General features: G+C 73.1%; 24 protein-coding genes. 15 read left to right on the top strand and 9 right to left on the bottom strand.

The genetic code is table 11. The annotated features are described in order from the left end of the window. The first annotated feature begins 6 nt into the window (after positions 1–6). The 3 genes from ACIQOE_RS29220 (at position 7) to ACIQOE_RS29230 (ending at position 3075) form a co-directional block, all read left to right on the top strand. Positions 7–1515, top strand: a complete 1509-nt coding sequence (locus tag ACIQOE_RS29220) for an aromatic amino acid ammonia-lyase (protein WP_365563155.1) — start codon at positions 7–9, stop codon at positions 1513–1515. Continuing rightward, entirely contained in the window at positions 1512–2354 is an 843-nt protein-coding gene (locus ACIQOE_RS29225) for a MurR/RpiR family transcriptional regulator (protein ID WP_351320842.1), read from the top strand. Before ACIQOE_RS29220 ends, ACIQOE_RS29225 begins: the two co-directional genes overlap by 4 nt. Before the next feature lie 118 nt (positions 2355–2472). Beyond that, positions 2473–3075: a hypothetical protein gene (locus tag ACIQOE_RS29230; RefSeq protein WP_351935599.1), complete on the top strand. Its 603-nt coding sequence runs from the start codon at positions 2473–2475 to the stop codon at positions 3073–3075. Positions 3076–3090: 15 nt separating this feature from the next. On the opposite strand, the gene ACIQOE_RS29235 is transcribed toward ACIQOE_RS29230, so the two are convergent. The 5 genes from ACIQOE_RS29235 to ACIQOE_RS29255 form a co-directional block, all read right to left on the bottom strand. Continuing rightward, complete coding sequence (locus ACIQOE_RS29235) at positions 3091–3465, bottom strand: hypothetical protein (protein ID WP_351320838.1); 375 nt, start codon at positions 3463–3465, stop codon at positions 3091–3093. Positions 3466–3481: 16 nt separating this feature from the next. Further along, the gene (locus ACIQOE_RS29240) at positions 3482–3985 is read right to left on the bottom strand and encodes a roadblock/LC7 domain-containing protein (protein ID WP_362644506.1); all 504 of its coding nucleotides are present in this window, start codon (positions 3983–3985) and stop codon (positions 3482–3484) included. Between the two features lie 31 nt (positions 3986–4016). After that, positions 4017–4808: a transcriptional regulator gene (locus ACIQOE_RS29245; protein ID WP_351320834.1), complete on the bottom strand. Its 792-nt coding sequence runs from the start codon at positions 4806–4808 to the stop codon at positions 4017–4019. Further along, positions 4805–5194 (bottom strand): hypothetical protein, encoded by a 390-nt coding sequence (locus ACIQOE_RS29250; protein WP_089102296.1) that lies wholly within the window; start codon positions 5192–5194, stop codon positions 4805–4807. The genes ACIQOE_RS29245 and ACIQOE_RS29250 overlap by 4 nt, the downstream gene beginning before the upstream one ends. 171 nt (positions 5195–5365) lie before the next feature. Further along, positions 5366–6808, bottom strand: a complete 1443-nt coding sequence (locus tag ACIQOE_RS29255) for a diaminopimelate decarboxylase (RefSeq protein WP_401414690.1) — start codon at positions 6806–6808, stop codon at positions 5366–5368. A 138-nt stretch (positions 6809–6946) separates the two neighbouring features. Here ACIQOE_RS29255 and hutU point away from each other — a divergent pair, with 138 nt between their 5' ends. The 4 genes from hutU to hutI all read left to right on the top strand — a co-directional run bounded on the left by hutU (position 6947) and on the right by hutI (position 12451). Then, complete coding sequence (hutU, locus tag ACIQOE_RS29260; RefSeq protein ID WP_351320830.1) at positions 6947–8611, top strand: urocanate hydratase; 1665 nt, start codon at positions 6947–6949, stop codon at positions 8609–8611. Positions 8612–8697: 86 nt separating this feature from the next. Next, the gene (locus ACIQOE_RS29265; protein WP_362644628.1) at positions 8698–9900 is read left to right on the top strand and encodes an allantoate amidohydrolase; all 1203 of its coding nucleotides are present in this window, start codon (positions 8698–8700) and stop codon (positions 9898–9900) included. Continuing rightward, complete coding sequence (locus ACIQOE_RS29270; RefSeq protein WP_401414745.1) at positions 9891–11252, top strand: formimidoylglutamate deiminase; 1362 nt, start codon at positions 9891–9893, stop codon at positions 11250–11252. The genes ACIQOE_RS29265 and ACIQOE_RS29270 overlap by 10 nt, the downstream gene beginning before the upstream one ends. A 20-nt stretch (positions 11253–11272) precedes the next feature. Continuing rightward, a complete protein-coding gene (gene hutI / locus ACIQOE_RS29275) occupies positions 11273–12451 on the top strand; it encodes an imidazolonepropionase (RefSeq protein ID WP_351320828.1) in 1179 nt (392 codons plus the stop codon). Position 12452: 1 nt separating this feature from the next. Here hutI and ACIQOE_RS29280 read toward each other — a convergent pair whose 3' ends face one another. Next, entirely contained in the window at positions 12453–13964 is a 1512-nt protein-coding gene (locus ACIQOE_RS29280; protein WP_401414693.1) for an RICIN domain-containing protein, read from the bottom strand. A gap of 214 nt (positions 13965–14178) precedes the next feature. Continuing rightward, positions 14179–15072, bottom strand: a complete 894-nt coding sequence (locus ACIQOE_RS29285; RefSeq protein ID WP_351320824.1) for an RNA polymerase sigma factor SigF — start codon at positions 15070–15072, stop codon at positions 14179–14181. 306 nt (positions 15073–15378) lie between these two features. Here ACIQOE_RS29285 and ACIQOE_RS29290 point away from each other — a divergent pair, with 306 nt between their 5' ends. The 6 genes from ACIQOE_RS29290 to ACIQOE_RS29315 all read left to right on the top strand — a co-directional run bounded on the left by ACIQOE_RS29290 (position 15379) and on the right by ACIQOE_RS29315 (position 20543). Then, the gene (locus ACIQOE_RS29290) at positions 15379–15774 is read left to right on the top strand and encodes an STAS domain-containing protein (RefSeq protein WP_351320822.1); all 396 of its coding nucleotides are present in this window, start codon (positions 15379–15381) and stop codon (positions 15772–15774) included. 173 nt (positions 15775–15947) lie between these two features. Further along, the gene (locus ACIQOE_RS29295; RefSeq protein WP_351320820.1) at positions 15948–16466 is read left to right on the top strand and encodes an ATP-binding protein; all 519 of its coding nucleotides are present in this window, start codon (positions 15948–15950) and stop codon (positions 16464–16466) included. A 144-nt stretch (positions 16467–16610) separates the two neighbouring features. Continuing rightward, positions 16611–17294, top strand: coding sequence for an LPXTG cell wall anchor domain-containing protein (locus ACIQOE_RS29300; protein WP_401414696.1), 684 nt, complete (start codon positions 16611–16613; stop codon positions 17292–17294). 29 nt (positions 17295–17323) lie between these two features. After that, entirely contained in the window at positions 17324–18172 is an 849-nt protein-coding gene (locus ACIQOE_RS29305; protein ID WP_401414698.1) for a hypothetical protein, read from the top strand. Continuing rightward, positions 18169–19239: a hypothetical protein gene (locus ACIQOE_RS29310; RefSeq protein ID WP_401414700.1), complete on the top strand. Its 1071-nt coding sequence runs from the start codon at positions 18169–18171 to the stop codon at positions 19237–19239. Before ACIQOE_RS29305 ends, ACIQOE_RS29310 begins: the two co-directional genes overlap by 4 nt. 2 nt (positions 19240–19241) lie before the next feature. Then, positions 19242–20543, top strand: a complete 1302-nt coding sequence (locus tag ACIQOE_RS29315; protein ID WP_401414702.1) for a hypothetical protein — start codon at positions 19242–19244, stop codon at positions 20541–20543. 139 nt (positions 20544–20682) lie between these two features. Here ACIQOE_RS29315 and ACIQOE_RS29320 read toward each other — a convergent pair whose 3' ends face one another. After that, the gene (locus tag ACIQOE_RS29320; protein ID WP_351320810.1) at positions 20683–22179 is read right to left on the bottom strand and encodes an oligopeptide:H+ symporter; all 1497 of its coding nucleotides are present in this window, start codon (positions 22177–22179) and stop codon (positions 20683–20685) included. A 493-nt stretch (positions 22180–22672) separates the two neighbouring features. Between ACIQOE_RS29320 and ACIQOE_RS29325 the strand changes: the two genes are divergently transcribed. Together ACIQOE_RS29325 and ACIQOE_RS29330 are read left to right on the top strand one after the other, a co-directional pair. Beyond that, positions 22673–23350, top strand: a complete 678-nt coding sequence (locus tag ACIQOE_RS29325; RefSeq protein WP_007382513.1) for a response regulator transcription factor — start codon at positions 22673–22675, stop codon at positions 23348–23350. Between the two features lie 48 nt (positions 23351–23398). Then, complete coding sequence (locus ACIQOE_RS29330; RefSeq protein WP_351320807.1) at positions 23399–24673, top strand: ATP-binding protein; 1275 nt, start codon at positions 23399–23401, stop codon at positions 24671–24673. A gap of 40 nt (positions 24674–24713) precedes the next feature. On the opposite strand, the gene ACIQOE_RS29335 is transcribed toward ACIQOE_RS29330, so the two are convergent. After that, complete coding sequence (locus tag ACIQOE_RS29335) at positions 24714–25223, bottom strand: GtrA family protein (protein ID WP_351320805.1); 510 nt, start codon at positions 25221–25223, stop codon at positions 24714–24716. Positions 25224–25256: the final 33 nt, after the last annotated feature.

Consider the following 25256-nt stretch of genomic DNA (forward strand, 5'->3'; position numbering starts at 1 on the left):
GGCGTGTTGTCGTCTCGTATCGTGGACGCACCCGGAGTCGAACATTCCGGCCTGGTGATCCTCGACGGCATCGGAATGGGCGTCGACGACGTCGTACGGCTCGCCGACGGCGCCGCCCGGCCGGTCCCCGGCACGGACGGCATGCGGCGCGCGGAGGACTCCTGGAACGCCGCCCGCCAGATCGCCGCCACCGGCCGCGTCTACGGCCGCTCCACCGGCGTCGGCGCCAACCGCAACGAGGACGTGCCCACCGAGGCGGCCGCCGGGCACGGACTGCGGCTGCTGCGCAGCCACGCCGGCGCCATAGGCGAGGAACTGCCCGCCCGGCAGGTCCGCGCGATGCTCGCGGTCCGCGCCAACCAGCTGCTCGCCGGCGGCGCGGGGCTGCGGCCGACCGTCGTCGGCGCCCTGTGCGAGGCCCTGGAGTCGGGAGCCCACCCGGTCGTCAACGAGTTCGGTTCGGTCGGCACCGGAGACATCGCCGCGCTGGCCCAGGTCGGGCTGGCGCTGGCCGGGGAACACCCGTGGCGAGGCGAGAAGCCGCCCGCCCCCCAGCCCCTCGACAACAACGACGCCCTCGCCCTGATCAGCAGCAACGCCCTCACCCTCGGCCAGTCGGCGCTCGCCCTGCACGAACTGCGCGGCCTGATCGAGGCCACCCAGGTGGTGGCGGCCCTGTCCCTGCTCGCCGTCGACGGCTCCCACGAGGCCTACGCGGCGCCCGTGCACGCCGCCCGCCCGCACCGCGGCAGCATGGCCGTCGCCCGCCGGATGCGGGAGCTGATCGGCGCCGCCGACCGGCCGACCCCGCCGCTGGGCCGGATCCAGGACCCGTACGGCTTCCGCTGCCTGCCGCAGATACACGGCCCCGCGCTCGACGCCGCCGACGCCCTGGAACAGGTCCTGGCCGTCGAGATCAACGCGGCCGCCGAGAACCCCCTCATCTCCGCCGAGGACCTCGCCGCCTACCACCACGGCGGCTTCTACCAGGCCCAGCTCGCCCTCGCCCTCGACCACTTCCGGCTCGCCGTCACCCAGGTCGCACGCCTGTCCACCTCCCGGCTCTCCTCCCTCAACGAACCGGCCTTCACCCGCCTGCGCCCCTTCCTCGCCGACCAGGAGGCCGCCTCCTCCGGCGTGATGATCCTGGAGTACGCCGCCGGCGCCGCCCTCGGCGATCTGCGCGCCTTCTCCGCGCCCGCCTCCCTCGGGCACGCTGTACTCTCCCGAGGCGTCGAGGAGCAGGCCAGTTTCGCCTCGCTCGCCGCCCGTCAAACGCTGCGCGCCTGCCGTGCGTACCGTCTAGTGGTCGGCTGCGAACTCGTCGCCGCCGTACGGGCGCTGCGCCAGCGCGAGCTCCGGCCCGAACCCGGGCTGGGGGTGGGGCTGGCGCTGGAGCTCGCCGAAGCGGTCCTGGAGGCGGACCCGGCCGACCGGCCGCTCACGGACGACGTCACGGCGGCGGCCGGACTGCTCGACCGGTTCACGGACATCTGGAGGGGGAGCACGTCATGAACGTGACCGACAGCCCTGCGACACGGTTGCAGGCGCTCTTCGAGGGGCACCGGCTCACGCCGACCCAGCGGCGCATCGCGCACAGCATGGTGCGGCGCGCCGCCGACGTGCCCTTCCTGTCCAGCGTGGAGCTGGCCGAACTGGCCGGCGTCAGCCAGCCGTCGGTGACCCGGTTCGCCGTCGCCCTCGGCTTCGACGGCTACCCGGCGCTGCGCAAGCACCTGCGCGAGGTGGTGCCCGCCGAACAGGCGGCGGGCAACGGGTCGTACAACGAGTACCAGCAGGCCGTCGAGGCCGAGATCGAGAACCTGCGCCACCTCGCCGACGTGCTCGCCGACCCGCGCCCGGTGCAGCAGGCCGGCCGGGTGCTGGCCGCCTCCCGGCCGCTGCCGGTGCTCGGCCTGCGCGCCGCCGCCTCGCAGGCCTACGGCTTCGCCTACTTCGCCGCGAAGGTGCACCCGGACGTCCGGCTGCTCGACGAGGGCGGCACGATGATCCACGACCGCATCGACGCGGCCCTGCGGGCCGGCGCCACGGCACTGCTGTGCTTCGCGCTGCCCCGTCACCCCCGCGAGGTCGTGGACACCCTGGGCTACGCGAAGGCCGCCGGGCTGACCGTGGTGACCGTCGCCGACTCCGCCTTCGCGCCCGTCGCCAAACACTCCGACCTGCTGCTGCCGGCCGCCGTCGGCACCGGACTCGCCTTCGACACGGCGTGCGCGCCGATGCTGCTGGGCCGGGTGCTGCTGGAGGCGATGGCCGACGAGCTGCCGGACGCGCAGGCCCGCCTGGAGGAGTTCGACGCGCGGGCGGCGGCCAGGGGACTCTTCGTCGAATAGCCCGCCGCCCGGGAAGGGACCGCCCGGAATCCGTCCGGGCGGCCCGCTCTAAGACTCGTCTCACGTTCTGTGGTTAGCGTCCCGCCATACCGACCGGACCGGCGAGGAGGCTGCGGACATGGCGCGTGCGGTACGAGGAGCGCGAGGCGGGCAGGGCTTGGCCCGGGTGGCCGTGGTCGTACGGGCCGGGGCCGCCCCGCTGTGGTGGGCCGGGGTGTTCGCCGCCGGCATCGGCGTCCTGCCCGAGGGCGTCACCGGACGCCGGATCGGCGTCCTGGCCGGGGCCGCGCTGTTCGTCGTCGGCGCGGCCGTCGTGGCGCTCACCCGCCGCAGGCGGTACACCGCGCTGCTGCGCGGCGCCGCCCGGGCCGGGAAGCACGATGTGCTCCAGGACCGGGCGGTGACCGTGCGGAACTGGCGCCGCGGGCACCGGTGGTGGCTGCTGGCGGCCTGGGCCGTCGCACTCGGCAGCGCCTTCGCGATGCCGGCCGCCGGGGGCATGCTGCTCGCCGGGACCGGTACCGGGCTGTGGCTGAAGGCGGCCTGGCTGGGCCGCCGGGAGCGGGCCGAGGAGCAGCTGGTGTGGCTGCGCGTCGACTGGCTCGACGGGCGGGGCGGCGGCCCGGTGGGCAAGGCCGTCAAGGCCTACCGCGGCACCGGCGTCGCGGCGGGCGACGCGGCCCCGGGCGGGACCCGCCGCCGCACCGCGGCGCTGGTCTGAGCCGCGGACGGGGGGTCAGACCTCCAGGTCCGCCTCGATCCTCTTCAGCTGGTGCCGGGCCATCGCCAGGTTGGACCGGTTGATGTCCAGCACCAGGTAGAGGAAGAGGCCGTTGCCGCCCCGGCCCTTGAGCAGCCGGATCAGGTGGTACTGGGAGGAGAGCGTGATCAGGATGTCCTCGATCTCGCCCTTGAGCCCCAGGTGCTCCATGGTCCGCATCTTGGCGCGGATCACGTCCGTGTTGCCGGCGGCGGCCACGTTGAGGTCGAAGGTCTTGCTCCCGCCCATCGTGCCCAGCGCCATGCCGGTGGTGTAGTCGACGAGCGCGACGCCGGTGGCGCCCTCGATGGAGGTGAGGGCTTCCTTCAGCGCGGTTTCGGTGTTGGCCATGACTCTCTGTTTCCTCTCAACTGTCGGTTGTGGTGCGCGCGTCGGTGGTGGTGCTGGTCCGTGCCGTACGCGTGTTGCGGGTTCGTGTGGTCGCGGTGGAGCGGGCCGGGCGCAGGGCCATGGCGGCGGCCTCGGCGGCGTCCACCAGGTCGCCGATCCGGGCCGCGGCCCGGCGGCCCTCCAGGTGGAGCCGGCCGACGTTCACCCGGTCCTCGGCGAGCAGGGTGAGGACGGCGCTGCGGCCCGCGGCATAGGTGGCGACGTAGCCGTCCTCGCCGCGCACCAGCAGTTCCTTGAGTTCGCCCTTGCCGGTGGCGTCGGCGACGCGTACGGCGACGCCCAGTTCGGCGGCGGTGAGGGCGGCGAGGCCCTCCGGGTCGACGCCCGGGCAGTCGTGCGCGACGACCAGGCCGTCGACGCCGGCCGCGAGGGCGCCGGTGAGCTGGGGCATCCGGGTGCGTAACCGGCGCAGTTCGTCGAGGACGGCCTCTCTGCCGGAGCTGCCGGGTTCTGCCGCCATCAGCTGTCTCCTCTCGGCGGGGCGGTGCCGTTCAAAGGGCCTCCAGCGCATCCCTGAGCCTCTTCAGCAGCGCGATGTCGGGGTCGGTGACCGGCGGGAGCAGGGGCGGGGCGGCCGTGGTGCTCCTCGGGGCGAGGAGTCCGGCCGCCGCCAGCCGCCGGGTGTCCACCAGCGTGTGGAAGGCCGGCCTGCCGAGCTCCCGGGCGATCTCCGGGGCCGTGCGGACGCCGTCCACCCGGTTCAGGACCGCCCGCTGGCGCTGGGTGACCGGCGGCGCGGCGACCGGGTCGGCGCGCATCAGCGGGGCGCCGTCGGTGGACGGGTCGGGCCAGATCCGGTGCAGCAGGTCGCGGCGGCGCCGGGTCTCGTGCTCCAGGGCGGCGACGGGGACCGCCGGGAACGGGCCGGCGGCGGCCGGGGCGCCGTACCGGAACCGGCCCGGGGTGCTGCTGGGCGCGAGCGCGAAGTACCCGGCGTCGTAGAGCGCGCCGAGGCGGCAGAGTTCCAGCGCGCCTCTCGGCAGCAGTCCGGCGTCGAGCAGCCGGTGGGCGGCGGCGGGTATGTCCTCGGTCCAGGGCCAGACCGCCGCGTCCAGCGTGCCGTGGGCCGTGAGGAGCACGTCGAGGCCCGGGGCGAGGGGGCTCTCGGCGTGCACCACGCGGCCCTCGGTCAGGTGCAGGGTGCCGTGCTCGCGGACCAGGACACCGGTGGCTCTCTCCTCGGCGAGGCGTATCAGCATCGGCGAGAGCGTGCCGGCCGCCCCGTCCTGCGGGGCCGCCCGGTCCCGGACCGGCAGGGGCGGAGGTATGTCGACCACGGTCATCCCAGCACCAGCCGCTCGGCCATCTCGCCGAGCCGGATCCGGGCGAGGGCGAGATTGCCGTCCTCGCGGGCCAGCCACAGATGCAGGAACACCGTGGCGTCGAAGGACGTGACCACGAACCGCAGCAGGTGGTAGCTGTCCCGGTTGCTGACGATCAGGTCCTCCACCGGAGGACTCACCTCGGTGTCGTCCTCGGTGCTGAACGCCCCGTGCTCGGCGGCCAGCCGGGCCAGCTCGGCGGCTTCCGCCGCGGTGGTCTCGTGGTCACCGCCGGGTGCCTCCCCGACCGTGCCCAGGGCCAGTCCGCTCGTCCAGTCGACCAGCGCGGCCCCCCGGGCACCGGGCAGGCGCATCGCCTCGAGTAAGCACTCGTCGATTCCGGGCACCGTGGCTCCCCTCCCGCCGCCTGGCTTTCCGGTTGAGTGACGCAGACACTACGCAACGTGTGCGACGGGAGGGGTGCGTTTGGCATTTTCCAGTGGAACATGACCGCGGCAGGCTAGTGTTGGTCGACTGGGCTGCGTTTCGACCTAGTTGATCCCTGCGTCCGGGATCCCTCAACGGCTTCCGGTGGCACCCAGGGTGGTGAGCGCGTCGGCGTGCGCCCCTCCGGAATCGGCCACGATCTCCGCGACCGTCTGCGGCTCCCGTACGACGGCGAACGCCACGCCGCCGGCGCCGTCCGGCGCGAAGCCGTAAACCCCCGGCCTGGCAAGGGAGTTGTAGGAGTAGTGCGTGCCGAAGTAGTAGGCGCCGGTGTCCAGCGCGGCCGCGTGGTCACCCTGCTCCAGGACCGGCAGCGCGCGCCCCTCGGCGAGCAGGTCGCCCGAGAAGCAGGCCGGCCCCGCCACGTCCTGCACCACCGCGGGACCCTCCTTGGGCCGGCCCTTGTCGTCGTACCCGGCGATGCGGAGCGGCCAGGCGCCCGGCACGTACACCGTCCGGGCCGCCACCTGGACGCCCGCGTGCGTCACCGCGATCCGCCGCCCGCCGGAGCTCTTGGTGTACTCCACCCGGGCCACCACCGTGCCGTGCCGGGCCAGCAGCGACCGCCCGAACTCCGTCACCAGCCCGTACCGCCCGTCGAACAGCCCCGGCACCGCCTCCGCGAGGAGCCGCGCGTACTGCGCGTACGTCGGCTCCGTCGCCTCCGAGGCGAGGTTGACCGAGAGCCCGCCGCCGATGTCGAGGGTGTCGATCTGCCGCCGTCCGATCCGCGCGTTGATCTCCTCGGCCAGCGCGTACGTCTCCGCCACGCCCCGCGCCAGCAGCGACAGCGAGATCCCCTGCGACCCGATGTGCGCGTGCAGCCGGGTCAGCCACGGCCGCTCCGCGAACGCCCGCACCACCCACTCCCGCGCCCCCTCGTCCCGCAGTCCGACGCCGAACTTCGAGGTCGCCGTCGCGGTGGAGGTGGCGCCGATGCTGCCCGCCCCGATCTGCGGGTTGACCCGGATCCCGAGCGGCGAGCGGGTCTGCGCGGAGCCGGTCAGGGCGTCGATGCGCCGCAGCTCCTGCGGGTTGTCCGCGTTCACCGCGACCCCCAGCGCCAGCGCCTCGCGCAGCTCCGCCTCGGTCTTCGCGGGCGCGTCGAACACCGTCCGCTCCACCGGCACCCCGGCCGCCCGCGCCAGCGCCAGCTCGCCCGCGCTGGCCACCTCGGCGCCGATGCCCTCCCCGGCCAGCATGCGCACCACCGGAACCAGCGGGTTCGCCTTCACCGCGAAGGCGTGCAGCATCCGGGTGCCGGGTGCCGCGACCGCCTCGAAGGCCCGGTGCAGCGCCGCCGCCGATCCACGGATGCCGGTCACGTCCAGCAGGCCTACGATCGGCGCGTCCGGCCCCAGCAGCCCCTGCTCCACCGCCGCCCGCACGGCGTCGTCCCGCCGCAGCACCCGCTCACTGTCTTCCACGCAACCGTTCCTGCCCGCTTTGTCGCTCGTCCTGCCGTCCGCCACGCCGTCCCCCGACATGTCGTCGTCCGCACCGTTAAGGCCCATAAGTCCAGCCAAACACCCGGACCCGCGGCCGCGCTGGCGGACCGATGTATTGACTAGTTCTATTCAGCGGGCCAGGATGTGAATAACCGAATAACCGCAGGAACACTTCACTGGCCGTCATTCGCTAGGAGGCAGACCATGTCAGGACCCCGCCCCGTACGAGCACCGCGCGGTACGGAACTGAGCGCCCTGGGATGGCAGCAGGAAGCCGCCCTGCGGATGCTGCAGAACAACCTCGACCCCGAGGTCGCCGAGCACCCCGACAAGCTCGTCGTCTACGGCGGCACCGGCAAGGCCGCCCGCGACTGGCGCTCCTTCGACGCCATGGTCCGCACGCTGCGCACCCTCAAGCAGGACGAGACCATGCTGGTCCAGTCCGGCCGCCCGGTCGGCGTGATGCAGACCCACGAGTGGGCCCCGCGCGTCCTCATCGCCAACTCCAACCTGGTCGGCGACTGGGCCAACTGGGAGGAGTTCCGCCGCCTGGAGGCCCTCGGCCTGACCATGTACGGCCAGATGACCGCCGGGTCCTGGATCTACATCGGCACCCAGGGCATCCTCCAGGGCACCTACGAGACCTTCGCCGCCGTCGCCGCGAAGAAGTTCAACGGCACCCTCGCCGGGACCATCACCCTCACCGCCGGCCTCGGCGGCATGGGCGGCGCCCAGCCCCTCGCCGTCACCATGAACGACGGCGTCGCCCTCTGCATCGACGTCGACCCGCGCGCCATCGAACGCCGGATCGAGCACCGCTACCTCGACGTGAAGGCCGACTCGCTCGACCACGCGCTCCAGCTGGCCACCGAGGCCCGCGACGCCCGCCGCCCGCTCTCCATCGGCGTCCTCGGCAACGCGGCCGAGCTGGTCCCGCAGCTGCTCGCGATGAACGCGCCGATCGACATCGTCACCGACCAGACCTCCGCCCACGACCCGCTGGCCTACCTGCCGGTCGGCGTGGCCTTCGAGGACATGGCGGACGCGGCGGCCAAGGACCCGGCGGGCTTCACCACCCGCGCCCGTGAGTCCATGGCCCGGCACGTCGAGGCCATGGTCGGCTTCATGGACGCGGGCGCCGAGGTCTTCGACTACGGCAACTCCATCCGCGGCGAGGCCCAGCTCGCCGGGTACGAGCGGGCGTTCGCCTTCCCCGGCTTCGTCCCGGCCTACATCCGCCCGCTCTTCTCCGAGGGCAAGGGCCCCTTCCGCTGGGCGGCCCTGTCCGGCGAGGCCTCCGACATCGCCAAGACCGACAAGGCGATCCTGGAGCTGTTCCCGGAGAACGAGTCCCTGCACCGCTGGATCAAGCTGGCCGGTGAGCGCGTCCACTTCCAGGGCCTGCCGGCGCGCATCTGCTGGCTCGGCTACGGCGAGCGGGACAAGGCAGGCGAGCGGTTCAACGACATGGTGGCGAGCGGCGAGCTGGCGGCACCGCTGGCGATCGGCCGCGACCACCTCGACTGCGGCTCCGTGGCCTCGCCCTACCGCGAGACCGAGGCCATGCTGGACGGCTCCGACGCGATCGCCGACTGGCCGCTGCTGAACGCCATGGTGAACGTGGCGTCGGGCGCGTCCTGGGTCTCCCTCCACCACGGCGGCGGAGTCGGCATGGGACGGTCCATCCACGCCGGGCAGGTGACGGTGGCCGACGGCACGAAGCTCGCCGGCGAGAAGATCCGCCGGGTCCTGACGAACGACCCCGGCATGGGTGTCATCCGGCACGTGGACGCGGGCTACGACATCGCGGAGACCGTCGCCGACGAGCGCGGCGTGCGGGTGCCGATGCGTGAGGGCGACGACGCGTGAACCCTCGTGAGGGCGCAGGCGGCGGCAGCGCTCCGGCGGGAGCCGACGTCTCGTCGCCGGGCGCGGGCGCGGTCTCCTTCCACGAGATGTGGCGGGAACTGCTCCCCGTCGGGCGGCACCCCGACTCGCACGGCTACCGCCGTTTCGCCTGGACCGGGGCCGATGCCGAGTGCCGGGCGTGGTTCCGGGAGCAGGCCGACAGGCGTGGACTGGTCCACGAGGTCGACCGCAACGGGAACCAGTGGGCCTGGCTCGGCGACCCGGCCGCCGGGGACGCCGTCGTCACCGGGTCGCACCTGGACTCGGTACCGGACGGCGGCGCCTTCGACGGGCCGCTCGGCGTCGTGTCCTCCTTCGCGGCCCTCGACGAACTCCGCCGCAGGGGAGCGGAGTTCACCCGGCCGCTCGCCATCGTCAACTTCGGTGACGAGGAGGGCGCCCGGTTCGGTCTCGCCTGCGTCGGGTCGCGGCTGACCGCCGGGCACCTCACCGTCGAGCAGGCCCACCGGCTCACCGACGGGGACGGCATCACCCTGCCCCGGGCCATGGAGGCCGCCGGCTACGACCCCGACGCCATCGGCGCCGACCCCGAACGGCTCGCCCGCATCGGCGCCTTCGTCGAACTGCACGTCGAACAGGGCCGCGCGCTGGACCTGTCCGGCGACCGGGTCGGCGTGGCCAGCGCGATCTGGCCGCACGGACGCTGGCGGTTCGACTTCCGCGGCGAGGCCAACCACGCCGGCACCACCCGGCTGGCCGACCGCCGCGACCCGATGCTGTCGTACGCCGAGACCGTGCTCGCGGCCCGCCGCGAGGCCGAACTCGCCGGTGCCGTCGCCACCTTCGGCAAGATCGCCGTCGAACCGAACGGTGTCAACGCCATCCCGTCCCTGGTGCGCGGCTGGCTCGACTCCCGCGCCGCCGACCAGGCCACCCTCGACACCGTCGTCGGCGGCATCGAGAAGGCGGCCCGGGAGTACGCGCGGGCGCACGGCATCGACCTCGACGTGGTCCGGGAGTCCTTCACCCCGGTCGTCGAGTTCGACCACGCCCTGCGCGACGAACTCGGCCGCATCCTCGGCCGGGACACCGGTCTCACCGTGCCCGTCCTGGGCACCGGGGCCGGACACGACGCCGGGATCCTCTCCGGGAGCATCCCGACCGCCATGCTGTTCGTGCGCAATCCCACCGGTGTCTCGCACTCCCCGGCCGAGTCCGCCGCCGAGGACGACTGCGTGGCCGGGGTGAGCGCGCTCGCCGACGTACTGGAAGGGCTGGCCTGCGGGTGACGACACCGAGGACGTACTGGCTGGAGCACGCCTGGCTCGACACGCGCGTCGAGTCCGGTGTCGCCGTGGAGGTGGCGGACGGCCGGATCACCGCCGTCCGCACCGGCACCCCCGCCCCGCCGCCGGGGGCCGAGATCCTGCGCGGTCTCACCCTCCCCGGCCTGGCCAACGCCCACTCGCACGCCTTCCACCGGGCGCTGCGCTCCACGGTCCAGGTCGGCTCCGGCACCTTCTGGACCTGGCGCGAGCTGATGTACTCCTTCGCCGACCGGCTGACCCCGGAGACCTACCACGCGCTCGCCCGCGCGGTGTACGCCGAGATGGCGCTGGCGGGCATCGCGTGCGTCGGCGAGTTCCACTACGTCCACCACGCTCCCGGCGGCACCCCGTACGCCGATCCCAACGCCATGGGCGAGGCGCTGATCGCGGCCGCCGCCGACGCCGGCATCCGCATCACCCTCCTCGACACCGCCTACCTGTCCTCGGCCATCCTGAACGAGCACCGCGGCGAGCCGCCCAACGCCCACCAGGCCCGCTTCTCCGACGGCAGCGCCGAGGCCTGGGCCGAACGCTGTTCTCTTCTCAAGGAACGGGATCACGCGCGGATCGGGGCGGCCGTCCACTCGGTGCGGGCCGTGCCCGCCGGCCAGCTGTCGACCGTGGCGCGCTGGGCGGAGGAGCGACAGGCCCCGCTGCACGTGCACCTGTCCGAGCAGACGGCGGAGAACGACGCCTGCCTGGCCGCCCACGGCCGCACCCCCACCCGGCTGCTGGCCGACCACGGCGTCCTCGGCCCGCGCACCACCGGCGTGCACAGCACCCACCTCACCGACGAGGACATCGCCCTGCTCGGCGGCTCCGGCACCGGCACCTGCATGTGCCCGACGACCGAACGGGACCTGGCCGACGGCATCGGACCGGCCGTCGCCCTCCAGCGCGCGGGCTCGCCGCTGTCCCTCGGCTCCGACAGCCACGCCGTCATCGACCTGCTCGAAGAGGCGCGCGCCATGGAGCTGAACGAGCGGCTGCGCACCCGCACCCGCGGCCACTGGACGGCCGCCGCCCTGCTGCGCGCCGCCTCCGCCGACGGTCACGCGGCCCTCGGCTGGGCGGACGCCGGCGCCCTCGCGCCCGGCATGTTCGCCGACCTGACGACGATCGCGCTGGACTCGGTCAGAACGGCGGGACCGCTGCCGCGACTCGGCGCCGAGACGGCCGTATTCGCGGCGACCGCCGCGGACGTGCGCCACACGGTCGTCGCGGGCCGGCACGTCGTACGGGACGGCGCCCACGCGCTCGTACCGGACGTGCCGGGGGCACTCGCCGACGCGATCGAAGCGCTCCGCGCCTGACGACCACCCACGAGGACACCATGAGCAGCAGCACCGCCATCACCGACATCGCCACGCTGGTCACCAACGACCCCTCCCTCGGTGACAACTCCCCTCTCGGCCTGATCCGGGACGCGGCCGTCGTCATCGACGGCGACCGGGTCGCGTGGATCGGTGAATCCAGCAAAGCACCCGCCACTGACAACCGGGTCGACGCGGGCGGCCGGGCGGTGCTGCCGGGCTTCGTGGACTCCCACTCCCACCTCGTCTTCGCGGGCGACCGCACCCAGGAGTTCAACGCCCGGATGTCCGGCCGCTCGTACTCCGCCGGCGGCATCCGGACGACGGTCGCCGCGACCCGGGCGGCGACCGACGAGGAGCTGGAGCGCAACCTCACCCACTACCTCGCCGAGGCCCTCCGCCAGGGCACCACCACCTTCGAGACGAAGTCGGGCTACGGCCTGACCGTCGAGGACGAGGCTCGCGCCCTGCGGATCGCCGCCGCCCACACCGACGAGGTGACCTACCTGGGCGCCCACATCGTCTCCCCGGACCACGCCGACGACCCGGCCGCCTACGTCGCCCTGGTCACCGGCGAGATGCTCGACGCCTGCGCCCCGTACGCCCGTTGGATCGACGTCTTCTGCGAGAAGGGCGCCTTCGACGGCGACCAGGCCCGCGCGATCCTCACGGCGGGCCGGGCCAAGGGCCTGACCCCGCGCATCCACGCCAACCAGCTCTCCTACGGCCCCGGCGTCCAGCTGGCCGTCGAACTCGACGCGGCCAGCGCCGACCACTGCACCCACCTCACCGACGCCGACGTGGACGCGCTGGCGAACGGCAGGACCGTCGCCACCCTCCTGCCCGGCGCCGAGTTCTCCACCCGGGCCCAGTGGCCGGACGCCCGCCGCCTCCTGGACGCGGGCGTGACCGTCGCCCTGTCCACGGACTGCAACCCGGGCTCCTCCTTCACCTCCTCCGTCCCGTTCTGCATCGCGCTGGCCGTCCGGGACATGCGCATGACCCCGGACGAGGCGGTGTGGTCGGCGACGGCGGGCGGCGCGCGGGCCCTGCGGCGGGACGACATCGGCCGGCTCACCCCGGGCGCCCGCGCGGACCTGACCCTGCTGGACGCCCCGAGCCACGTCCATCTCGCCTACCGGCCGGGTGTCCCGCTGGTCGCCGGGGTGTGGCGCCGGGGCGTCCGCGTCGTCGGCTGAGTCAGCGCGCCCCGGCCCGCCAGCGCTGGGCGGTGCCGTTGTCCACGGGGTCCAGGGAGAGCCGGTCGCCGTCCGGGGCGAGGGCCGTCTCGATGGCGATCTCCGGGCGGATCTCGCCGTCGGAGAGGACCGTGAAGCGCAGGTTGGCGCCGTGCTCGCCGTCCACGGACGAGCACGACCAGATGCCCACCCCCTTGTCGACCGAACCCCGGCTGTCCAGGCAGAAGCCGGGATCCGCGGCGGACTGCAGCACGCCCCGGCCGGCGTCGACCCGCCAGCGCTGCGTGCCGGACCCGGAGCAGGCGGCCGTGACCACGTCGGTGCCGTCGTCGAAGTCGCCGTCCCGGACGTCCAGGCAGCGTCCGGTGGCGGCGTTCACGACCTGGGCCCAGCCGGCGCCCGGCGGGCTCGGGGCGGGCGACGGGGGCGGCGCGGCGGAGCGGGTCGGGGTCGTGGCCGCGGTGGGCGGCACCGAGTGCGTCGGGGTCGTGGCCGGGCGGTGCGAGGGCTTCGTGGGGGAGGGCGAAGGGGAGAGGGTCGCCGTCACGGTCACCCGCGGGGTGACCGGTGGTGCGGCGGTCGCGGCCGCCGGTCCGCCGGCGGGCGACGGGGCCGGCCGGTTCAGGAGCACCAGCAGCAGCGGTACGAGCGCCACGCCCAGCGCCGTCGAGGTCAGCAGGACACGGCGGGACGGGGACCGGCGCCCGTGGTCCGGGGCGGCGTCGGCGGCGGGCGCGGGCACGGGGGTGTCCTGGCGTGCGTAGGCCGCGCCGCCCCAGGGCAGCAGGCCCTCCGCCAGGGCCGTGCGCGGACCGTCCCTGAGCGCGGTCAGGTCCTCGAACGCGGCCGTGCAGTACGGGCAGTGGGCCATGTGCGCGTGCAGGTCGGCGCTGTGCCGCGGGTTCTCCGGACGCACCGCCTCCTCGATCAGGCGGCGGAAGTCCGCGCAGCGCGGGTCGTCGGAAGCGGCGAGGCGGCCGCGCAGGCAGGCCTGCGCCAGCGACTGGAGCGCGGGCGGGATGCCGTACCGGACGTCCTCGGGGGTCAGGCCGAGGTGGACGGCGGTCCTGGCAGGCGGCTCCCGGTCCAGCACGCCGTACCAGATCAGGCCCTGGGTGCGGGCGGGCAGCGACCGGAACGGCGCGAGCAGCGGCGGGGTGGGCGGCTCGGGGCTGCCCGTCGCGTTCAGGACCAGGAGGAGGGCCGGGTCCAGGGCGGCGGAGCGTTCGTCCCGCGCCCACTCGGCGGCCAGGCGCGCGGTCAGCAGGAGCAGGTGGTGGCGGAGCGGGACGACCGGCTCGGCGCCGCGCGCGATGTCCCGGGCGGCGGCGGTGAAGGTCTGCGCGGCGAGCCGCCGGGCGGCCGCGTCGCCGGCCGTGCAGAGCCGGGCGTGGCCGAGGACCGGAGCGTGGTGGCGGGCGCGCAGTTCCTGCAGGGCCGGATAGGCGGTGGCCGCGGGTGCGCGCAGGAGTTCGGTCAGGCGGGCGTCCGGGGGCGGGCTGTCCTGGACCATGCTGCACCCCTTCGCGCGGCCCGCCGCGGGCTCGTCCCCGCTGACGTACCGGCCAGTTTGGGGTGTGGGTGGGGCGCGAGGGGGGCCTTTGGCGAAAAGAGGCGGCCGCAAGGCGTTCCGCGGGGCACCGGGAGCGGCCCGGCACACGACTGCGGGCGCGCGGGGCGGCCGGTCCCCGTGCGCCCGCAGCCGTCGGCCCCGGGTGCCGCCGGTGTCACTCGTCGAGCGTCAGGGCCTTCCGCAGCCGCACCAGGGTGCGGGACAGCAGCCGGGAGACGTGCATCTGCGAGATGCCCAGTTCCTCGCCGATCTCCGACTGGGTCAGGCCGCCGACGAAGCGCAGCGAGAGGATCTTCCGGTCCCTGGACGGGAGCTGGGCGATCAGCGGCTTCAGGGACTCGATGTACTCGATGCCTTCGAGGCCGTGGTCCTCGTAGCCGATGCGGTCCGCGAGGGCGCCCTCGGAGTCGTCCTCGTCGGGCTGCGCGTCCAGGGAGGAGGCCGTGTAGGCGTTGGAGGCCGCCATGCCCTCGACGACCTCTTCGTTGGAGAGGCCGAGGCGCTCGGCGAGTTCCGCGACGGTGGGGGAGCGGTCCAGCTTCTGGGCCAGTTCGTCGCCCGCCTTGGCGAGGTCGAGCCGGAGTTCCTGGAGGCGGCGCGGGACCCGTACCGACCACGACGTGTCGCGGAAGAACCGCTTGATCTCGCCGATGATGGTAGGCATCGCGAAGGTGGGGAACTCGACACCGCGCGAGAGTTCGAAGCGGTCGATCGCCTTGATCAGGCCGATCGTGCCGACCTGGATGATGTCCTCCATCGGCTCGCTGCGGGAGCGGAACCGGGAGGCGGCGAACTTGACGAGCGCGAGGTTCAGTTCGACGAGCGTGTTGCGCACGTACGAGTACTCGTACGTGCCTTCCTCCAGCGACTCCAGCCGCTCGAAGAGGGTCTTGGACAGGGCTCGCGCGTCGACCGCGTCGACCTCGTCGAACGGCGGGATCTCCGGGAGGTCGAGGTCCGCGAGGGATCCCTCGAAGGCATCCAGTTGTTCCGGTGGGGGTGTCGACGTCGCCGTCCGGGTATGCGATGCGTCGAGCCGGGGTGACATGGTGTCCTCCATCGTTCTCGGCAATAAGGCTGCCGAAGCCGTGCGTGCACTGCGGAGTGCGGCGCCTCCAAAGCCGGCCGTGTCGGTTTTCGTGTCCCTACTAGGCCTACCCGCTCCGCCGAGGCACTCGCAAGTCCGTTCTATTGCCATTTGTCCGTTTGTGAGAGGTTGTTCGGGTGTCGGAGTGCGTGGAGAAGGCGTAATGTTCGAGGGCGTCGACACGGCGTTCGGCAGACATCGGTGGGCATCGTCAGACAACGGTCAGACGGTGGCAAAAGCGGTCACGACCTCGGGAGAGAGACGGCAATGGACCACGGGACGGTCGGCAGCGCACAGTCGGGCCGGCTTCTGGTGGAGGTGCGGGAAGAGGGCCCCAGCGCCGTCGTGATTCCGGCGGGTGAGCTCGATCACCACACCGCCGATCTGCTGCGCGAGCCGCTCGACGATCTCCTCGACAAGGGGTTCTCACGCCTTGTCGTCGACTGCTCACGCCTTGAGTTCTGCGACTCCACCGGGCTGAACGTGCTGCTCGGCGCCCGGCTGCGGGCCGAGGCCGCCGGCGGCGGGGTGCACCTCGCCGGAATGCTGCCGGTGGTCGCCCGGGTGTTCGAGATCACCGGAGCCGAGGCGGTCTTCACCGTCCACGACTCCGTCGAAGCGGCCCTGGCCGACGAGACCGGCCCGACCGGCGACGAGAGCTGAGTCCGGGTCCGGTGTTCGGAACCGGGGGGTGTCCCGGCGCGTCGCCAGGGCAGGAGAGATCTGTCGGCGGCCTACCGGCCCCGGTCGAGCGAGCCGCTTCGACAGGTCCGTACGAAGTGCAGCAACGTGGAATTGTGAATCGTGAACCGGTGAAACGGTGAGGTGAAGCGCTGATGAGCACCACCCGGCCTTACCCGCCGGGCGACCGCGGCCCGGAGACCAGCGGCGTTTCCGGGATGTCCGAGGCGGCGGCGTCCGACGTGCCGCCCGCCTCGTCGGGGGGTCGTCAGGTCCGCAGGCTGCGCCTTGCCGGTGAGAGCGGGGTGGTACCCATGGCCCGCGACTTCACCCGCCAGGCGCTGTACGCGTGGGGCTGGCTGCCGGCCGAGTCCGCCGACCGCAGGGCCGCCGCCGAGGATGTCCTGCTCGTGGTCTCGGAGCTGGTCACCAACGCCTGCCTGCACGCGGAGGGCCCGGACGAACTGTTCCTGGCCTGCGACAACAAGGTGATCCGCGTGGAGGTGTCCGACCGGGGGGCCGGGCAGCCGGCGCCGCGGACCCCGCACCGGGCGGGACGGCCCGGTGGACACGGAATGTTCATCGTGCAGCGGCTGTGCCTGGACTGGGGGGTCGTCCGCGCGTCCGGGGAGACCGGCAAGACGGTCTGGGCGGAGCTGGGGGCGCCCGCGTAACGGCGGGCGCGCGCACGGGGGACGCACCGGAATCCGGCATCCCCACACTTCCGCCACTCCCTTTCTCTTCCCTCCTCATGGGCCCCGGCGTACCTTGACGGCCGAATCTGATACCTCGTCAGTAGCGAATGGGGTGGACCGACCGTGTCGTCGTACCCGAAACGCACCGCCGTGCTCGCGTCCGCCGCGGCCCTGGCCGGCTCGGCGGTGCTGCTCGCCGCCCCGGCGGCGCACGCCACCGTCGTCGACGTCGACTACGCCTGCAAGACGCCGATCGGCAACAAGAGCGCCGTCTCCCCGATCGACATCAAGGGCGTCAGGAGCGGCAGCGGCTACAAGATCACGATGTCCTGGCAGAAGGGGGTCTCCTCCAGCCCCGTCGAGCTGGGCAAGGGCGCGATGAGCCCGAGCGCCACCATCAAGCTCGGCGGCGCCGACAGCGGGACCCTGAACGTGACCGGCTCGCCCAACCAGGCCGCGATCCCCGCCAACACCCCCATCAAGATCAACGACCTGAGCGGCACCTACACGCCGAAGAAGACCGGCAAGGTGACGTTCACGGCGGGCGTCCTCACCATCAAGGCGCTCGGCACGACGACGACCTGCACCCCGGGCAACAACCCGGGCCCGTCGCTGAACCTGGACGTGACCGCCGCCGGCGGCGGCACCACCGGCTCCGGCTCCGGCGCCGACTCGGCGGGCACCCTCCCGAAGACCGGCCCCGAGGACTCGTTCGTCGCGCTCGGCACCCTCGGCGGCACCGTGCTGCTCGCGGGCGCGGCCGGCGCCCTGTGGCTGACCCGGCGGAACCAGCCCGTACGCCGCTGACCCGCAGGGTCCGACCGCTGGAGCCGCCCATGCCGTCCGCCCAGTCCGCCCTCCGTGTGCTCGGCCTCGCCGTGCCGGCCCTGCTCGCCGCCGCCGCGCCCGCGGCGGCGGCCGGGAGCTGGTCGGTCGCGCCGTCCGGCGGCGGCCGCCCGTCCTTCTACGCCGAGGGCGCCCCCGGATCCGTCCTCCAGGACACCCTGTCGGTGACCAACCGCGCCGGGCACCCGGTCACGGTACGGCTGTCCGGCACCGGCGTCCCCGTCGTCTTCGCCGCCCCGGACGTCCGGGTGCCCGCCCGCACCCGGGCCGACGTCCCCTTCACGGTGACCGTCCCGGCCGGTGCCGCCCCGGGCGACCGCCCCGGCACGCTCGTCGCCGAGGACGCCGACGGCCGCACCGCCACCGTCCGGGTCCGGCTGCGCGTCGGCGGCCCCGCCCTGACCGCGCTGACCGTCGAGCACGTGAGCGTCCACGGCGACCGCATCGGCTACGAACTGGTCAACCGGGGGACGACCGTGCTCGTGCCGCAGCTTGCGGTGCACGCGGAGGGCGTCCTCGGCCGCGACCTCCTCGACCGGGCTCCGCGCACCCTCCCGGTCCGCCTCGCCCCGGGCAGCCGCACCGAACTCAGCGAGCCCTGGCCGGACCACCCCGCCCTGGACGCGGTCGACGTCCGGCTGACGGCGACGGCGGCGGGCGGCGCGCACGACACGGCCGGCACCCGGGCGCGGTTCGTGCCCCGGGGCGCGGTCGCGGGCGCCGCGGGTGCGTCGGCCGTCGCCGTCGCCGTGACGGCCGTACGCCTGCGGGCCCGCCGTCGCGGGTGCGTGAGCGAACCCCTTTCCGAGGAAGCCGAGTTGACGGGAGCGGCCCGGTGAGAGCGCGTGCGATCGCGATATCGACGGCGCTGGCGGCGGTGCTCGCGCTGCTCCTCGTGCCCCTGGCCGCGGCCGCCGCCGGACCGGCCGTCAAGGTTTCCGAACCGCAGGCCGGCACCGGCGGCTCGATCACCGTCAGCGGGACCGGCTGGCGGCCGCACACCCTGCTGATGATCCTGATCTGCGGCCAGGCCACCCCGGCCCGGGGCGTGATCGGCGGCACCAACTCCTGCGCCAACGCCGACGGACGGGCCGTCACCACCGACGCGCACGGCGGCTTCGACAGGCGACTGCCCGTCAGCGAACCGCCGGTGCCCTGCCCCTGCGTGGTGCACGTGGCCACCGTGACCGGCCAGAAGGCCGACGCGGACGCCGTCTTCCAGGTCGCCGGGCACCCGGTGAAGGCACTGCCCGCCGAACCCGCCGGCGGACGCCTCGCCATGCTCACCGACACCCGCCTCGACGGCTCCTCGGGCCTGCTGACCTGGTTCGGCGCACCGCCCTCCCGCACCCTCGTCTTCACCATCGGCAACGCGGGCTCCGGCACCCTCAGGGATCCCGTCTTCCAAGTCGGCACCGCGCACGGCGTGTTCGCCCCGCAGTGGGACGAACAGCAGTGGCGGGGCACCCTCGCCCCCGGCAAGAAGGCGCGGGTCGAGCTGCCCGTCGAACTCTCGGCCGGCGCGCACGGCGACTACACCGTCTCCCTCCGGTACGACGGCAAGGTCCTGGCCGAGCAGCCCTGGGGCGTCGGCCGTCCCTGGGGCGTGACCCTGTTCTGGATCCTGCTCTGCGTGGTCGTGCCGGCCGCCGTCTTCCGCATCGGCATTGCGGTGGTGGACCGGGTACGGCCGCCCCGCGCCGGCGGCATCCGGCACCGTGGCGTACCCCGCCCGGCCCTGCGCCTGCCGCGGCTGCGCACGCCGCAGCCCGCGCCCGACACGACCTCGACCCTGCCGTGGTTCACCCCGGACAGCGACCCGGGCACGGCGGCCGGCCGGCTCTCCGCACCGCACGACGGCAGTTCCACGAGTCCCACGACTCCCACCAGGAAGGGAACCACGTGAGCATGCGAAGGAGAGTGACACCGGCCGGAGCGGGTGCGGCCGCGGCCGCGCTGGTCCTGGGCGGGGCGGGCCTGCTGCTGGGCGCGGCCGCCGGGACGGCGCAGGCCGCCGAGGTGTCGTTCGCGACCCACTGCGTGCCGCCCGCCGGGGTCGCCGACCCCGTCGACGGCACCACGAAGGTGGAGATCACCGCGCCCGCCACCGCGAAGGTCGGCGACACGGTGGACATCACCTGGAAGTTCGTGCAGGCCGCGTCCAAGAACCCGGACATCATCGACCTGCCCGCGAACTCGGTCCAGCCGTCCGGCACGCTCAAGGCGGCCGGCGCGCAGACCGCCGACATCGCCCTGCAGGGTCCGCGCGAGAACCCGGCGATCCCCAAGGGCGGCGACATGGTGCTGTCCGACATGACCGGCACGCTGAAACTCACCTCGCCCGGCGAGGTGACGCTCACCCCGGACGGCTACAAGGTCAACGCGTTCGGCACGGACACCGTGTGCACGCCGTCGGCGACCGTGCCGAAGGCGGCGACGATCGAGGTGACCGGCGCCGGTTCCAGCGGGTCGCCGACCCCGACCGGCACCGGCTCGGCCTCCCCGTCGGCCCCGGCGAGCCCCTCCGACTCGCCGCCGCCGTCCGCGTCCCCGTCGCCGTCCGCCTCGTCCTCCGACGGCACCGGCCAGACCGACTTCACCGGCAAGGAGGTCCAGGTCCCCTACGCCTGCAAGACGCCCATCGGCGACAAGAACGCGACCTCGCCGGTGCGGATCGACGCGAAGAAGAACGGCGGCAGCTTCGACCTCACCGTGAAGTTCGACGGATCGGTGATGGACAGCCCCGCGGACATCCCGGCGGACTCGGTGAAGCCGTCGATGGAGGTGGTCCTGGGCGGCGCCGACAAGGGCACGGTCCACGTGGCGGGCCCGGCCAACTCGGCCGCGATCAAGTCAGGCGACCCGATCGAGATCCCGGACCTGACGGGCACGTACAAACCGGGCGCGAGCGGCACGTCGACGCTCTCGCCGGGCGTCCTGACGGTCGACGCCCTCGGTACGACGACCACCTGCACGCCGACCAGGTCCGAGGTCTCCCTGACCCTGGACACCACCGAGCAGGCGGGCGGGGCGTCGGGGGGTTCGTCGACGTCCGGCGGCTCGGCGGGCGGTTCGAGCGGCAGCGGCGGCCTCGCGGAGACCGGCGACACCAGCAACGGCGCGGTGAAGGCACTGGGCCTGGTGGCGGGCACGGCGATCCTCCTGGGCGGCGCCGTCTTCACCTTCATGCCGCGGAAGAGGACGAGGTGATGCCCTAGGGGCGCTGGGGCTGCCCCCGGCCGAAGGCACGGGGGAGGAACCGCGCGAGCGACCCCCACCTGCCGTCGGGCGGGACACGACGAGGGCCACCCCATTCCGAGGAATGCGGTGGCCCTCCGTCAGAAGACTGTCAGTGGACGTCGCCCATGAGCTCGCGGACCTTCTTGCGGTACATGAACACCGCCGCACCGGCGAGCACCGCCAGCGCCGCCTGGAACGCGACGATCCCCGTCTTGTTCAGGTCGACCCCCGCGATGGACAGCAGACCGGTCGTCGCGTCGCCCGCGGTGACCGCGAGGAACCACACACCCATCATCTGGGAGGCGTACTTCGCCGGCGCCATCTTCGTCGTCACGGACAGACCCACCGGAGAGAGCATCAGCTCGCCCACGGTCTGCACGAAGTAGATCCCGACCAGCCACATCGCCGCGGCCTTGTGACCGCCGTCGGCGATCGACAGCGGCGCGAGGAACAGGAAGAACGAGGCACCGATCAGCACCAGGCCGCCGGCGAACTTCACGGCCGTGCTCGGCTCCTTGCCGCGCCGCGCCATCGCCAGCCAGGCCCAGGCGAAGACCGGCGCGAACGCCATGATCATGACCGGGTTGACGGACTGGTACCAGGAGACCGGGAAGTTCCAGCCGAAGATCGTGTTCTTCGCGGACGCGTCGGCGAACAGGGAGACGGTCGAACCGCCCTGGTCGTAGATCATCCAGAAGACGGCGGCGGCCACGAAGAACCAGATGTAGGCGCTCATCTTGGACTGCTCGGCGCGGTCCAGGTCCTTGTCGCGCTTGATGCGGGCGATGACGACGACCGGGATCAGCAGACCGGCGATCGTGATCGGCACCAGCAGCCAGTTCAGCGTGTAGACGCCGGAGACGCCGACCACGATGTAGAAGACCGCGGCGACGGCGGCCCAGATGCCGGCCTTCGTCAGCGTCGCCTTCTTCTCCGCGGCGGACAGCGGCGTCGGGACGATGTCCGAACGCGAGCTGAGGTGACGCGTGCCGAGCAGGAACTGGATCAGGCCCAGCGCCATGCCGAGCGCGGCCAGCGCGAAGCCGAGGTGCCAGTTGTAGTTCTCGCCGACGGTGCCGATGATCAGCGGCGCGGCGAAGGCACCCAGGTTGATGCCGATGTAGAAGAGCGTGAAGCCACCGTCACGGCGCGGGTCGTCCGGGCCGCCGTACAGGTGACCGACCATCGTGGAGATGTTGGCCTTCAGCAGGCCTGAGCCTATGGCGACCAGGCCGAGACCGGCGAAGAACGTACCGGCGCTGGGCAGCGCCAGCGTCAGGTGGCCGAGCATGATGATCGTGCCCGCGACGGCGACCGTCTTGCGGGGACCGAGCACACGGTCGGCGAACCAGCCGCCCGGCAGGGCGAGCAGGTACACGAGCGACAGGTACACCGAGTAGATCGCCGTCGCCGTGGCCGCGCTCATGTGCAGGCCGCCGGGAGCGACCAGGTACAGCGGGAGCAGGGCCTTCATGCCGTAGTAGGAGAAACGCTCCCACATCTCGGTCATGAAGAGAGTGGCCAGTCCGCGGGGGTGGCCGAAGAAGGTCTTCTCGGAACCGGGGGTGCCCGGTCGGACCGAGTCCTTCGTCAGGCTGGACGCCATGGTCGTTCCTTGCTGGTCGGGACGCGCGGTGGGGCTGTGCGCGCCCGGTGGGGGGTGCGGCCGGCACCGGCGGGTCGGACCGTCCACCCCACGCCCGGGGAGAGTCCGCCCCGGGTCACGGAGCGGTGGACGGCGACCACCGGGATCCACACTCCGTGACGCTGCGTCGCGTCCGGAGCCCGGCCAGAGGTCATTCCTTTCGAGGCCGGCCAGGGCCGACCCGCACACAAAAGAGACCTTCAGTGTCAAGAAGCCCACCAAAGGTCCCCGGGTGTACTAGAGGCGTTCACGTCACTGTACGTCAGGACACTGCCGTATATGGAAGGACTTGAGACACGGATCACAGGTGTCGGGGGAACCGCGCGCCCGCATTCGAAGGCCCCTCCTACCGTCTCACCTCTCGCCCACAGGTTCGTACCACTGTGCCCCAAGGTAAGAATCCCTGGTGCCGATCACACCCCGGCACAGCGCGTAGTCGGACTACCATCACCTCATGACCCGTGTACTGCTCGCCGAGGACGACGCGTCCATTTCGGAGCCGCTGGCCCGCGCACTGCGACGGGAAGGTTACGAGGTCGAGGTGCGCGAGGACGGCCCCACCGCACTCGACGCCGGAATGCAGGGCGGCATCGACCTGGTCGTGCTCGACCTGGGCCTGCCCGGAATGGACGGCCTGGAGGTCGCGCGCCGGCTGCGGGCCGAGGGCCACGCCGTACCGATCCTCATCCTGACCGCGCGCGCCGACGAGGTGGACACCGTCGTCGGTCTGGACGCGGGCGCCGACGACTACGTCACCAAGCCCTTCCGGCTCGCCGAACTGCTCGCCCGGGTCCGGGCGCTGCTCCGCCGCGGTGCCGCCGAGCCCGCGCAGCCGCCGGCCACGCACGGTGTGCGGATCGACGTCGAGTCGCACCGGGCCTGGATGGGCGACGAGGAACTCCAGCTCACCGCGAAGGAGTTCGACCTGCTGCGGGTGCTGGTGCGGGACGCCGGCCGGGTCGTCACCCGTGACCAGCTGATGCGCGAGGTCTGGGACACCACGTGGTGGTCGTCGACCAAGACGCTCGACATGCACATCTCGTGGCTGCGCAAGAAGCTCGGCGACGACGCGGCGAACCCGCGGTACATCGCTACGGTGCGTGGTGTCGGGTTCCGTTTCGAGAAGAGCTAGGTCGCGCCCTTTCCAGGGCGCTGACGTGGCCGTTTCCCGGAGAGTCCAGTGCGTCGTCGTCTGATCCAGTCCACCCTCGCCGTCGTCCTGGTCGTCATCGCGGTGTTCGGCGTGTCCCTCGTGATCGTCGAGTCGCGGACCATCAGCAACAGCGCGCAGGAACGCGTCGACTCCGAGGCGCTCCGGCTCGCCAGCATCGTCGACAGCCGCATCCTCGGGGACGAGAACGTCACCGCCGAGATACTGCACAGCCAGGTCGGCAAGGACCAGTACGCCGTCATCCGGATCCCGGGCAAGGCGGCGATCGAGCTGGGCACCCGGCCCGAGGGCGACGTCATCCACTCCACGGTGAACGGCGAGGAGGGCGAGCGGGTCACCGTCCAGGAGCCGCGCTCCACGGTCACCCGGGAGGTCGGCCGTACGCTGCTGATCATCGGGGCCGTCGCGCTGCTCGCCGTGATCGCCGCCGTGCTGCTCGCCATCCGGCAGGCCAACCGGCTCGCCTCCCCGCTCACCGACCTCGCCGAGACCGCCGAGCGGCTCGGCTCCGGTGATCCGCGCCCTCGCCACAAGCGCTACGGCGTCCCGGAGCTGGACCGGGTCGCCGACGTGCTGGACTCCTCCGCCGAGCGGATCGGACGGATGCTCACCGCCGAGCGGCGGCTGGCCGCGGACGCCTCCCACCAGCTGCGCACGCCCCTCACCGCCCTGTCCATGCGTCTGGAGGAGATCACCCTCACCGACGACCCGGACATCGTGAAGGAGGAGGCGAACGTGGCGCTCACGCAGGTGGAGCGGCTGACGGACGTCGTGGAGCGGCTGCTGACGAACTCCCGCGACCCGCGTACCGGCTCCGCCGTCTCCTTCGACCTGGACGAGGTCATCCAGCAGCAGCTCGCCGAGTGGCGGCCCGCCTACCGCAGCTCGGGCCGGGCGATCGTCAGCTCGGGCAAGCGGCATCTGCGGGCGGTGGGCACGCCCGGCGCGGTCGCGCAGGTGCTGGCCGCGCTGATCGAGAACTCGCTGATGCACGGCGGCGGCACGGTCGCCCTGCGCACCCGGGTCACCGGCAACCAGGCGGTCGTGGAGGTGACCGACGAGGGCTCCGGAGTCCCCGCCGACCTCGGCAACCGGATCTTCGAGCGGACGATCAGCGGCCGCAACTCCACCGGGATCGGCCTGGCGGTCGCCCGTGACCTCGCGGAGGCCGACGGCGGCCGACTGGAACTGCTCCAGGCCCAGCCGCCGGTGTTCGGCCTCTTCCTGTCCCGCACCCCGCCGGCCCACAAGCCGTCCGACGACGGCCGCCCGACGGTCCGCTAGGGCGCGCTGCGAAGGTCCCGTCCGCCGCGCGCCCCGGCCGTCAGAAGACCCGCTGCCGGGGCTGCGGCTCCCGGGAGTCGGCGGCCCGCTCCAGGATCGCCTCGGCGTCGGCGACCGTCTCCCGGGCCGGCAGCGCCTTGAACACCCAGGTGCGGTACGACCAGAAGCGGAACAGGGTCGCCACCCCGATGCCGACGAACTTGAAGACGTTGCTCTGCAGCGGGCTGTCCCAGCCGAAGCCGTAGGTCGCCAGGTACAGCAGACCGTTCTCGATCACCAGGCCCACCGCGCTGAACAGCAGGAACAGGGTGAGTTCCTTGGTGCGGCCGCCCTTGTCACGGTCCCGGTACGTCCAGTAGCGGAAGCCCAGGTAGTTGAAGACGATGGCGACGACCGTGGCTATCACGCTCGCCCGTACCACCGGAAGCTCGGTGAGGTGCCTGACCAGGTTGAAGACGCCGAGATTGACGAGAATGCCGGCGCCGCCGACGGCGCCGAACTTGGCGGCTTCGCGTACGAGCCGTTGCAGCCCCGAGGAACCACGTTCCATGGTTGTGCGGGCTCCCGTCCGTAGGTATTGGCG

Source organism: Streptomyces sp. NPDC091282 (assembly GCF_044757385.1).
Classification (GTDB): Bacteria; Actinomycetota; Actinomycetes; order Streptomycetales; family Streptomycetaceae; genus Streptomyces; species Streptomyces gramineus.